Genomic DNA, 12,470 nt, shown 5'->3' on the forward strand with positions numbered 1-12,470 from the left:
CTATTCAAATTCAATTAATAAATCCCCTTTTACCACTGAATCACCAACGCTAATTGCAATTTGTTTTATAACTCCTTCGCGTGGCGAAAGGAAACTATTTTCCATTTTCATAGCAGTAAGAATCAATAAATTATCGTTCTCTTTTACTGTCTGTCCAATGACAACGTTAATTTCAAGTATTAATCCTGGCATAGGAGCTTTAATAACATTAATTTGTTTAGTAATTCCTACCTCAAAACCCATTTCTTTAATTAAGTTGTCCAATGGATTTGAAATAGCAACATGATAAGTGTTGTTATTTACCTTGACTTTGTATTTTTTTTGATTGAAATAAGAAGAGACAATTTCAGCTTTGTAAGGGAGATTTTGATGCAGAATATGAAATTTATTAGTTTCTACACTCACTGCATCTAATTGTGAGATACTTTCTTTCTCAAAATCAAAAGAAAAAGCATCATTAACATTTACTTTATAACGAATACTCATTTGCATCTATTTTATAGTGCAAAATTAGTCAAAGAAAACGTTTTCGTAACTGAAAAATAAAAGATTTTTGAAAAATTAATATAGTTTTTTGAAAAAAAATTAACAAAACTAATAATCCATATTCACTCAAAGTATTCACATGTTTTGAATTTCAAAATGATTCGAAATCTTCATATGAATATTTTATTCAAAGACAGGATATAAAATTTGGTTCTTTTAATTTAAAAATATTTTTAGAAAGAATTATTCTTATTTCTAAAAACGTTGTCAACCAATTCAAATAATTTTTCTCTATCAATGGGTTTGGTTATGTAACCATAGAATCCGGCATTATAAATTCTAGCTTCATCTTCAGTTGATGAATAAGCAGTTTGGGCAACTACAATCAATTCTGGTCGGATCACTTTTATTTTTTCTAATGCCTCAAAACCGTTCATAATAGGCATTTTTATATCCATAAAAACTAAATCAATATTTGGATTAGCACTACAGATGTCTACAGCTTCTTGTCCGTTTTCGGCTCTGAGAATAGTATAATTACTGGGTTCTATGATTTTTTGAAATAACATGAAATTAAAAATATCATCTTCAGCGATTAAGATGGTTTTCTCTTCGTTCCCTTTTGAATCAATAGTAATTATTGTGGATTTTTTTATAATTCTTTGCTCTTTATCGTATTCCAAAGGAATCGAAAATAAAAAAGTAGAACCTACATTAACTTTAGATTCTAAGGTGATTGTTCCTCCCATCATCTCAACATAAGCTTTAGAAATTGCCAATCCTAACCCTAAACCTCCGGCCTGAACAGATAAGTCGCTATCCACTCTTTTGAAACGATCAAAAACATATTCATGATTATTTATATCAATGCCAATCCCAGTGTCTTGTATTTTAAATAGGATTTTGGCATTTTTTTCGTCAATTTCATAACCAAAAGCAACATAACCTTTATCGGTAAATTTAATGGCATTATTAACCAAATTAACAAGAATTTGTTTTAATTTTATTTCATCAGCAATAATATTATGAGGCACAGATTTGAGATCTTCAATTATTCTGAAATCTATTTCTTTAGACTTTGGAATAGTAATTTTTATAGTTTCATATAATTCATTGATGCAAGTTTCTAAATTTATAGTAGTCAAATTAGGCGTAACTTGATTCGATTCAATTTTTGATATTTCAATAAGGTCATCAATTATTAAAACCAAATTATTTCCGCTTTTTTGGATTATTTTTAAAAATTCTAATCGTTCTTCTTTTTTTAATTTAGTATTAATTAGTAAATCCGTAAAACCATTAATGGCATTCATTGGCGTTCTAATCTCGTGTGATAAATTTGCCAGAAAAGAGGATTTAAGTCTATCACTTTCTTCCGCTTTTAGTTTTGCTTTAATTAACTCTGTTTTTTGCTCATTGTTTTGTTCAAAAAGGTTGCCTATATACCTAAACTCACCAGTTGTTGATTTTAATTCTTGTATTGCTTTTTTATTTCCGGTTTCTAGAATATTTTTTATTAATTTGAGTGGAGAATAAACCCATTTTCTTGTGTAAATAAAACTAACTATAAAATTTATAAAAAAACCAGCGAATATCATATAAAGGATCGTTACCACGTTTTCAAAGTAGACATCATGATTTCGCTTGAAAAATAACTTAGTTACCATATTCCCTTCACAGTCATTTAATACAATTGTGGCAAAAATGTGATGCTTATCATTTTCAGATTTCTGAACATTTTCAATAAAATTAATACTCGAATTAGTTAAACTTTCTAAATTTAATAGGAAATTTTTATCCATAAGTCTGGCCACAAAAAAATAGCCTGACGGTCTTGTTTTATTTTTAAAAGGGTCATTCGATGGATGGATGGATGCCCCAAAAACTTCAATGATTCCCTCTGGAATTCTCATGTAAAACCTACTTAACCCAGATTTATTGAGATTTAGCATTGCTTGTTTGGGAACAAAATCAATCGATTTTATTTTTGAAGAGGCTGTTCTAATAATAAATTTTCCATCTTGGTCGTAAGCACCTAAATAATCTACCTTATATATTTCTTGTTCATTTCCTATGGTTTCATTAAACCAATTTGCATCTCTAGTCTTTATAAAATTTAGAAACTCGTCCCAATTGGTATCATTATTTATGGCTACCGTTATGGGTTTTGACTCTAAAATTAACAAACTTTTTACTTCACTATAAAATTGATTATTTGAAGCAGTATAAACTTGCTTTTCAACTTTCCCAGTATAGAAATAAAGAGCAGAATATAGGATTATAAAAAAAACACTTGATGAAAGAAACAAGAATAAAATTTTGGGGTAGGTTTTCTTTAATAGGGTTCTCATTAGAATTTGGGCATTAAAAATGAAATTTATCTAAAATAATAGATTAGTAATCTTCGACAAATCTAATTTAAAAAAAACATTTAGCCTAAATTATCTTTAAATTAGTTTTATTACAATTAATTATGCTTAAAGACTCTTAATTAATCGTTTTTTTTTACAAAACTAATAATCCAAATTCCCTCAAAGTATTCACAGGTTTCGAATACCAAAACAATTCAAAATCTTCCAAATGTGTTTCAAAATCAGATTTTATTTCTTGAAATGTGTATGTTTTAGATCTGGAAACCGAAATTTTTTCAAGGATTTGAACCAGCCATTCTCCTTCTTTTTTATTGGTTTGAATGGTAAAACTTTCTTTCTTGTCGTGAAGAGTTAAAGTCATCATTTCCCAAGAATTTCCTTTTTTGGATTTCGTGAAATAATCTACAAATGGCTTTCCTCCCAGCCAAACGATTTTGGCAGTCGATTTGATATTAAAATCCTCTTCTTCCTCTAAAGCATTGGCAATAAAATCAACATGAATTTTTGTTTTCGGAATTTTAAAATCGAACCACTCCTGCAATTCATATTCAAAACAAATGCCGTGCATAAAATTGAACAATGATTTTTTTAATCCAAAACTGAATTTATCGTGGTCGATTCCTGTTTTATCAACATAATTAATGTCGTTATTGGCAAAAGTTCCAATGGTTTCTGTTTCCTTCACAACACCAAATTTCTCTGGATACATTCCCACAGGACTGTGTGCCGTCATTGCAAATTGATGCCAAAAACCCGATTGTAAAACTCCAACTTCAAACAATTGTCTAACCATTTCTAAGCTGTCAACTGTTTCCTGAACTGTTTGCGTAGGATAACCGTACATTAAATAAGAATGTACCATGATTCCCGCTTCGGTAAAATTTCGGGTAACTTTTGCCACTTGTTCCACCGTTACGCCTTTGTCTATCAGTTCCAATAATCGGTCCGAAGCTACTTCGAGCCCACCCGAAACAGCAATACAACCGGACGCCTTGAGCAACAAACACAAATCTCCAGAGAAACTTTTTTCGAATCGAATGTTGGTCCACCAAGTCACAACTAATTTTCTACGAAGGATTTCAAGTGCCAAAGCTCGCATCAATTTAGGCGGAGCAGCTTCGTCTACAAAATGGAATCCGTTTTCGCCAGTTTGGGCAATCATTTCCTCCATTCGATCACACAATAAATTGGCAGCAATGGGTTCGTAAATCTTAATATAATCCAATGAAATATCACAGAAAGTGCATTTTCCCCAATAACAACCGTGCGCCATCGTGAGTTTGTTCCATCTTCCGTCGCTCCACATTCGGTGCATTGGATTAACGATTTCGATAACCGAAATATAGTTGTCCAAAAACAAATCTGAATAATCTGGCGTACCAACTCCGGATTGTTTGTAATCAGGTTTTAGGGAATTATTTTTATACGCTACTTTTCCATTTTCAAGAAGAAAAGTTCTTTTAAAAAAGACTTCGACAGGCTCAGTCTGACAAACTGCTTCAACCAGTAATTCCACTGGTAATTCGCCATCATCCAAAGTAATATAATCGAAAAACTCAAAAACACGAACATCCGAAAGCGAACGCAATTCGGTATTTGCAAAACCGCCGCCCATTGAAATCTTGATATTTGGATGGTATTTTTTTACATATTGAGCGGAACGAAAAGCCGAGTATAAATTTCCAGGGAAAGGAACGGAAATCAAGAATAATTCAGGTTGGATGGTTTCGATTCTTTCCTTCAAAATCGAAATTAAAATATCGTCAATATAAGTGGGTTCCTTTTGTAAAGCTTCATATAATTCGTCAAAAGAATTAGCACTTCTTCCTAAACGTTCAGCGTAACGACTAAAACCAAAATTTTCATCGACACATTCGACTATAAAATCCGAAATATCTTCGAGGTATAATGTCGCCAAGTGTTTGGCTTTATCCTGCGTTCCCATCGTTCCAAAAGCCCAATCGAGTTCCTCCAATTGTGCAAAACGGGATGCTTCCGGCAAATAATCTTCTTGACAAATTTGCAATGCCAATGTTGGATTTTTTCCTTGCAAAAAAGCAATAACCGAATCGATGGTCTTAATGTATTCGCCTTGTAAAGCTAGGATTCGTTTGCAGTTTTCGGTGGTTGGTTGTTGTCTGTTGGATTGAAATAAATTTTGTAATCCATCTTTCGAAAACAATTTCAAAATCACTTCAATGCCCAAATCCGCTTGAGTTGCCTGAATGTTTTTAGTATTCAAAAACCCTTTGATATATGCCGTTGCTGGATAGGGTGTATTCAGTTGGGTAAAGGGTGGCGTGATGAGAAATACTTTGGTTTTCAAAAGGGAATTGTTTTGTGCAAAAGTAAACGAAATTTAAAACTATCACATCTTAATTTGTCAATTGAGATTTATATATTTGTTTAACTATACAACCTTATGAGAAAAACCTTCTTTTTGATTATAATTTGCTTGAATTTCTCTATTAATGGATTTTGTCAGGATTTTCAATGGGCAAGACAGATAAAAGGAATAACTTATGATTATAATGATTTAGCAAATTCGACCGATGTTGATGCTAACGGAAATAGTTATACTGTAGGACGAACTGAATCACCATTATTTGACATTGACCCAACAGTTTCTGGAGTTGAAATTATTGACAATTTCAATATTCAAAATTTTGCTGGAACTTATTTAGTTAAAGTTGATAGTAATGGCAACTATTTATGGGGGAAAACATTTGGAACTATTAAAAGAGGAGATAATGCATATGATGTTAAGATTGGTAAAGATGGTAATATTTATGTTCTATTAACTTTAGAAGAACTCAGCATTAGTAATCCAAACATTATAAATTCTTTCATCACAATAATCAAAATAGATCCAAATGGCAATGTTTTATCAACAAAAAAAATTCAACAAAATTATGGATACAACAATGTAATTTATATTTCCTCTTTTGATTTAGACAATCAAAACAACATTTTTATAAGCGGTAAGTTTCTTGGAAATATTGCTATTGATTCAAATAATCCGAGCTTAAATTTAAGCTCAAATGGCATTGGCAGCTATCTTATTAAAATAAATAATAATGGAAATTTTGATTGGGTAAAGCAGTTTAGTGACGATGCTATTAGTAAAGTTATTGTTAGACCAGATGGAAATGTTAATTTGTTTTTAATGAAATCGGGGAATTCTACTCTAACTAATATAGACAATTTAAATAACTCGATAATCTGGCAAAAAACCTTTATTAATCAAGGATTTCGTTCTTTTCACATTTTTGAAAAAGGCATTGTTATTCTTGGTGTTAAAAATTATTATGACACAGTCGATGTTGATCCTTCGTCAAGCGTTTTAAATATTTCAGGAAATAGTACCAATTCTATAATTTTTTTAAATTTAAATGGCGATTTTATTGATGTAAAGCAATTTTTTGACCCCCCAAACGGAATGATAATATTTACCGCAGTTACAACTGATAGTAATGGCAACTATTTTTTTGCTGGAGGTTTTAAAGATACTATTGATTTAGATCCATCTAATAATATATTTGATTTGACGTCTGAAAAAGGAGTGTTTTACTTAAAACTAGATGCAAATAGGGATTTTGACACTGCAATTAAAATAGAGTCTAGTTATAGTATTTACGTTAAAGGGATTAAAGTTGTAAATGAAAATAATTATATAATTGGAGATTTTCAAGGGTGGTGTGACTTTGATCCTTCGACTACCACACAATATCCATTAGAAACCATAAATAGTAGCACTATAAATAGCGACGGTTTCATCCTAAAACTTGGTCCTTGTGACAATAGTAAAGTCGTTGGAGACAACAATCAATATTTTTGTTCGGCTTCAAATCCAACGATTAGCTCTATTAGTCCAAACTCAAGTTCAATAAAATGGTATGATTCTTTAAATTCTACTACGCCATTATCAAAGACTTCACTTTTATTAGATAATAAAAAATATTACGCCACTCGAAAAAACGGAAACTGCCCTGAAAGCACTGATCGATTAGAAGTTACAGTTCACATTACATCAAGTCCACAAGCTCCATTATCATTAAGCCCTAAATTTTGCCTAAGTGATAATGCAAAATTAGTAGACGTTACTATTTTAGGTCAAAATATAAAATGGTATGCAAACGTAACAGATGTAACAATTATTCCAATTACGACCTTGTTACAAAATGGCATTACTTATTACGCATCTCAAACTATAAATGGTTGCGAAAGTGAAAGAACTCCAATTATTGTCATTGTAAATAACTTAGGAACTCCAACCACAACTTCCCCACAAACTTTCTGCATTCAGCAAAATGCTACTTTAAGTTCAATTGCAATCACAGGACAAAACATAAAATGGTATGATGTCTTGACAAACGGAAATTTATTAGCAAACACCACTTTATTACAAAATGGAATTACCTATTACGCCTCACAAACCGTAAACGGTTGCGAAAGTGAAAGAATTCCTGTTTTAATAAATATTCAAAATACACTTGCTCCTACTGGAGATTCAAATCAATCCTTTTGTACATCACAAAACCCGACAATTGCCAATATAATCGTTACAGGAAATATAATTAAATGGTATGATTCTCTAAGCAATGGTTCTTTGTTAACTCAAACCACAAATCTTGTTAATGGAAAAACATATTACGCATCACAAACTACTACTAATTGTGAAAGTGAAAGATTTGGAGTCAGCATTTCAATAGTAAACACACCTTCAGCTCCAACAGCAAATACAAATCAATCCTTTTGTAAAAAGGAAAATGCATCATTAAATACGATACAAATATCAGGACAAAACATAAAATGGTACGATACAAATCTTACCGTAGCTACTTTGCCCAACACCACATTATTAGAAAACAATAAAACCTATTATGCTTCACAAACAATAGGTTGTGAAAGTGACAGAACTGCAATTATAATTCAAGTGTATGATACCCCATTACCAACACATAACACTAATCAACAATTTTGCATTGATGAAAATGCAACTCTTTCGAATTTTAATATTGCAGGTTCGAACATTAAATGGTATGATGAATCAACGAATGTAAATATTTTAGCTGAAACCACTTTATTACAAAATGGTAAAACCTATTACGCTACACAAACACTTAACGATTGCGAAAGTGAAAGATTGGCTATTACTGTAAAAATTCAAGATACACAAAGACCAATTGCAAATTCACCCCAAACATTCTGCATTCAAAAAAATGCAAAAATTAGCGATATTGCCATTTCAGGACAAAATGTAAATTGGTTTGAAAGTGCTTATTCTTCAATACATTTATCAGAATCAACTTTGCTTGAAAACGGAATTACCTATTATGCTTTACAAACTATAAACAATTGTAAAAGTGATAGAATTCCTGTTTCAATTATTATTCTCGATGCCACCTCTGCTGACTGTATTAATTTTGTAGATGAACTTCCATATCCAAAATTCTTCACACCAAATAATGATGGATACAATGATAATTGGACAATTGATTTTGCGTACTTAGCCCCAAACACAGAAATTAAAATATTCGACCGTTATGGAAAACTGATCAAAATTTTAGTCTCTAATACGAACAAATGGAACGGAACTTTCAACGGAGCCGAACTTCCTGCAACCGATTATTGGTTTGTTGTAACAAGAGCCAACGGTGTGGAATATAATGGACACTTTAGCTTGAAACGTTAGTATTTTTATTAAAACAGATGATCCTTTTTTCTTATCAACAAAAGCGAGAAGAAAGTCATCACCGCAGCAGCAGATAAATAATAACCCACATAGGTAATTCCAAAATTTTTGGCAATCCAAATAGCGATTATGGGAGCAAAAGCAGCGCCAAATATTCCTGCAAAATTAAACGTGAGCGAAGCTCCTGAATATCGCACTTCTGTTGGAAAAAGTTCCGAAAGAAAAGTCCCTAGCGGTCCGTAAGTCATTCCCATCAATGCCATTCCCAAACATAAAAACAGCGTGATTAAAGTCGTATTTCCGGAACCAAGAAGCGAAGAAAAAAACAATCCAAAAATAGCAATGGCAATTGAAATAATAATTAACACCAATCTTCGACCAAATTTATCTGCAAAAACGGCTGAGATTGGAATTGAAATTCCAAAAAACACAACCGAAAAAAGTTGCATAATCAGGAAATCACGTCTTGTAAATCCCAAATCTGTGGTAGCCCAACTTAAGGAAAAAACAGTCATTAAATAAAAAGTCACAAAAGTGGTAACTGCAGCCAAAGTTCCAAAAACAAGTTCGCGTTTATATGAGTTCAGCAGGGTAATCATTGGGATTTTAACTTGTTTCTTAGTTTCTAAAGTCGCCAGAAAAGAAGGAGTTTCGGTGATTTTTAATCGGATATAAAATCCAATCACAACTAAAATAGCACTTGATATAAAAGGAATTCTCCAACCGTAATCAAAGAATTGTTCGTTTGTCAAAGTATCACTCAACAAAAGGAAAGTTCCGCCGGAAAGTAATAAACCAATAGGTGCTCCAAGCTGAGGAAACATTCCATACCAAGCACGTTTTCCCGGAGGCGCATTTTCTATTGCCAATAAAACAGCTCCACCCCATTCTCCGCCAAGTCCCAATCCCTGTCCAAATCTGAAAAGCATCAATAATAAAGGCGCAGCGATTCCTATACTGGCATACGTTGGTAAAAACCCAATGACAACAGTTGAAATTCCCATCGTCAATAAGGCAACAACCAAGGTGGTTTTTCGTCCAATTTTATCTCCATAATGTCCAAAAACAGCAGAACCAATAGGACGAGCAAAAAAAGCAATAGAAAAAGTAGCCAGAGATTCTATCGTAGAAATAGTAGGGCTTGACCCCGGAAAAAACAATTGCGGAAAAACTAAAACAGCAGCATTAGCATAAATATAGAAATCAAAAAACTCAATGGTGGTTCCAATTAAACTGCCAAAAAGTACGTGTTTTAATGAATTTACCTTATCAGGATTAGAATTTTCTTTCATAAGAGTATTGTAATATTTTGATAAAAATGATGCTAATTTTCGAAAGTAACAAATATTTAGTTCCAATAATTTGTGGTAATTTAGCATAAAATAAATTTCAATATGCCAACCGACTGTATTAACTATCAAAATTCCGGGTATTTCTCGTCTTTGATGAATGATTATTTAGATCAAAAACCTAATTTGCAATCCCTTTACAATCGATTTCCCAATCTTGAAAATTTTGAAGCACAAATTCAGGAAAAACAAGAAAATTTTAATGCCAAAAACAGAACTGTATTAGTTTCGGTTTTGCAAGAGCAATATTCAAAAATTGCAACTTCAGATTTGACCAAGCAAAACATTGAAGCTTTGGCCAATTCCAATACTTTCACCATTACAACCGGTCACCAGTTAAATTTGTTCACTGGTCCTTTGTATTTTTTGTACAAAATAATTTCGACCATCAATTTAACCAAGCAACTCAAAACCAAATATCCATCGCAAAACTTTGTTCCCATTTATTGGATGGCAACCGAAGATCACGATTTTGAAGAAATCAATTATTTCAATTTCAAAGGTCGAAAGTTTCGCTGGAGCAAGGGAAGCAAAGGACCCGTTGGACGATTATCCACTGAAGGTTTAGCTGATTTTTTTGAAGTGTATGCGAGTGAGTTGGGCTCGGGGAAGAATGCTGATGATTTAAAAAAAATGTTTCAAGAAGCTTATCTCAATCATTCCAATTTGGCGGAAGCCACACGCCATTTGGCAAATACCTTATTTGGAAAATATGGATTGGTCATTCTTGATGCTGATAATCAAGGATTAAAACAAATTTTTATTCCTTATATAAAAGAAGAATTAATTCACCTAACGTCGTATAAACACGTTCTGGAAGCTGCAGAAAAATTAAAAAACTACACTATTCAAGTCAATCCCCGTGAAATTAATTTGTTTTATCTAGAAAACGATTTGCGGGAACGCATCATTCTTGAAAACGAAAAATACAAGGTAAATAATACCCAAATAGAATTCACGGAAAGCGAAATTCTCTTGGTATTAGAAAACCATCCCGAAAAATTTAGTCCCAATGTGATTATGCGTCCGTTATACCAAGAGGTGATTTTACCCAATTTATGCTACATTGGCGGAGGCGGAGAAATCGCATATTGGCTAGAACTGAAATCTTTTTTCGATGCCGTGAAAGTTACTTTTCCAATACTTTTATTAAGGAATTCTGTTTTATTAACAACCGAAAAACAAGTTGCAAAAGCAGATAAATTAGGATTAAGTTGGAAAGATTTATTTTCCAAACAAAATGATTTGGTTAATGTAAAAACAGCTCAATTATCTGAATTTCCAATTGATTTTTCAATTCAAAAAGAAAACCTAAAAAAACAATTTGAAAACTTATATGAAATAGCACGTCAAACCGACAAATCCTTTCTTGGCGCAGTAAAAGCCCAGGAAGCTAAACAAATAAAAGGCTTGGGAAATCTTGAAAAAAGATTGCTAAAAGCCCAAAAAAGAAAATATTCTGAAACATTAGAAAGAATTATAGATTTGCAAAACGAATTGTTTCCCAACCTAAGTTTACAGGAACGCCAAGCTAATTTTTCGGAATTTTACTTAGCGGATGGTGAAAATTTAATTGAAAAGTTGATTCAAAAATTGAAACCTTTGGAAGCTAATTTTGAAATACTAACACTCCATTAAAAACAGAAAAAAAACATTCTATTTCAATCAAAAACTAATAATTAAAGAGCGTTTAACTTCACTGGATGTATTCAGAGGATTTACTATAATGATGATGACGATTGTCAATAATACTGGAAGTTGGGCGTCAATTTATCCACCATTAGATCACGCCGAGTTGAACGGCTGCCCCCTTACAGATTTAGTTATTCCCATCTTTATTTTTATAATGGGAACAGCTATTCCTTTTGCAATGCAAACAAAAACTTTCAGTCCTGTTACGTTCAATAAAATAATAGTACGTTCACTGTGAATATTTTGTTTGGGATTATTCCTGAATTTTTTAGCAAAATAGAACTTTTTGGGTTGGAAGGAATTGCGTTATCAATAGGTAAATTAGTGCTGACTTTTGCAGTCGCTTATGCATTGCTGGGAAACTTTAGTACAAAAATTAAAACGGTTTTAGTTTTTTCTGTTCTTGGTATTTTACTCTTTTTAGCATATAGCAGATGGACTTGCTTTAGTAATTCTAGGATTAATATGGAATATTGTGTTTCCTATAAACAAATCACTTTGGACTAGTTCTTATGCCTTATTTACAGCGGGATTAACAAGCCTTAGTCTTTTATATTATTGAAATTGCTGATTATAAAAAATGGGGTAAGCTATTCTTAATTTGGGGATTGTGTTCTTCTTTTTAGGGATAATTCCAAGAGTGCTAACGATGATAAAAGTAAAACATCCTGAAATTCCGAATGAACCATTAGGGTTTCAAAGCTATTTTTATAATTATGGCATTACCCCTTTATTCGAAAACCCAATGAATGCCTCATTGGCTTATGCATTAATATAAGCTCATTTTTGGTCCTTTATTTTATGGATTTTATATAAAAACAAGCTGATATTCAAAGTCTAATATTTAGAAATATCCACGTTAAAACCAAATAACAA

Annotated in this window: 9 protein-coding genes; 5 read left to right on the forward strand and 4 right to left on the reverse strand. The window is 32.1% G+C overall.

Annotated elements, in window-relative coordinates; translation table 11 throughout:
- From IR213_RS02870 to IR213_RS02880, 3 genes are all read right to left on the reverse strand, one after another.
- On the reverse strand, positions 1-486 hold the full coding sequence (locus tag IR213_RS02870; protein ID WP_194310808.1) for an acetyl-CoA carboxylase biotin carboxyl carrier protein subunit: 486 nt from the start codon (positions 484-486) through the stop codon (positions 1-3).
- A gap of 233 nt (positions 487-719) precedes the next feature.
- Positions 720-2,837 carry an ATP-binding protein gene (locus IR213_RS02875; protein ID WP_194310809.1) on the reverse strand — a complete coding sequence of 706 codons (2,118 nt, stop codon included), beginning with the start codon at positions 2,835-2,837 and terminating at the stop codon, positions 720-722.
- Between the two features lie 154 nt (positions 2,838-2,991).
- Entirely contained in the window at positions 2,992-5,184 is a 2,193-nt protein-coding gene (locus IR213_RS02880; RefSeq protein WP_194310810.1) for a B12-binding domain-containing radical SAM protein, read from the reverse strand.
- Positions 5,185-5,280: 96 nt separating this feature from the next.
- Between IR213_RS02880 and IR213_RS02885 the strand changes: the two genes are divergently transcribed.
- Positions 5,281-8,553, forward strand: coding sequence for an Ig-like domain-containing protein (locus IR213_RS02885; protein WP_194310811.1), 3,273 nt, complete (start codon positions 5,281-5,283; stop codon positions 8,551-8,553).
- Between the two features lie 8 nt (positions 8,554-8,561).
- Here IR213_RS02885 and IR213_RS02890 read toward each other — a convergent pair whose 3' ends face one another.
- Positions 8,562-9,845 (reverse strand): MFS transporter, encoded by a 1,284-nt coding sequence (locus tag IR213_RS02890; protein WP_194310812.1) that lies wholly within the window; start codon positions 9,843-9,845, stop codon positions 8,562-8,564.
- Positions 9,846-9,947: 102 nt separating this feature from the next.
- On the opposite strand from IR213_RS02890, the gene bshC reads away from it, so the two are divergent.
- The 4 genes from bshC to IR213_RS16540 all read left to right on the forward strand — a co-directional run bounded on the left by bshC (position 9,948) and on the right by IR213_RS16540 (position 12,372).
- Positions 9,948-11,540: a bacillithiol biosynthesis cysteine-adding enzyme BshC gene (gene bshC / locus IR213_RS02895; protein ID WP_194310813.1), complete on the forward strand. Its 1,593-nt coding sequence runs from the start codon at positions 9,948-9,950 to the stop codon at positions 11,538-11,540.
- A gap of 61 nt (positions 11,541-11,601) precedes the next feature.
- Positions 11,602-11,832 carry a DUF5009 domain-containing protein gene (locus tag IR213_RS16530; protein WP_317173112.1) on the forward strand — a complete coding sequence of 77 codons (231 nt, stop codon included), beginning with the start codon at positions 11,602-11,604 and terminating at the stop codon, positions 11,830-11,832.
- Positions 11,829-12,101, forward strand: coding sequence for a hypothetical protein (locus IR213_RS16535; RefSeq protein WP_317173108.1), 273 nt, complete (start codon positions 11,829-11,831; stop codon positions 12,099-12,101). Before IR213_RS16530 ends, IR213_RS16535 begins: the two co-directional genes overlap by 4 nt.
- Positions 12,102-12,243: 142 nt before the next feature.
- Positions 12,244-12,372, forward strand: a complete 129-nt coding sequence (locus tag IR213_RS16540; protein WP_317173109.1) for a hypothetical protein — start codon at positions 12,244-12,246, stop codon at positions 12,370-12,372.
- Positions 12,373-12,470: the final 98 nt, after the last annotated feature.

This window comes from Flavobacterium soyangense (genome assembly GCF_015277675.1).
GTDB lineage: Bacteria > Bacteroidota > Bacteroidia > Flavobacteriales > Flavobacteriaceae > Flavobacterium > Flavobacterium soyangense.

What these genes read in the sequence shown, in the direction of transcription:
- IR213_RS02870 (WP_194310808.1), bottom strand. Translation starts at nt 486, where the DNA reads ATGAGTATTCGTTATAAAGTAAATGTTAATGATGCTTTTTCTTTTGAT.
- IR213_RS02875 (WP_194310809.1), bottom strand. Translation starts at nt 2,837, where the DNA reads ATGAGAACCCTATTAAAGAAAACCTACCCCAAAATTTTATTCTTGTTT.
- IR213_RS02885 (WP_194310811.1), top strand. Translation starts at nt 5,281, where the DNA reads ATGAGAAAAACCTTCTTTTTGATTATAATTTGCTTGAATTTCTCTATT.
- IR213_RS02890 (WP_194310812.1), bottom strand. Translation starts at nt 9,845, where the DNA reads ATGAAAGAAAATTCTAATCCTGATAAGGTAAATTCATTAAAACACGTA.
- bshC (WP_194310813.1), top strand. Translation starts at nt 9,948, where the DNA reads ATGCCAACCGACTGTATTAACTATCAAAATTCCGGGTATTTCTCGTCT.
- IR213_RS16540 (WP_317173109.1), top strand. Translation starts at nt 12,244, where the DNA reads ATGATAAAAGTAAAACATCCTGAAATTCCGAATGAACCATTAGGGTTT.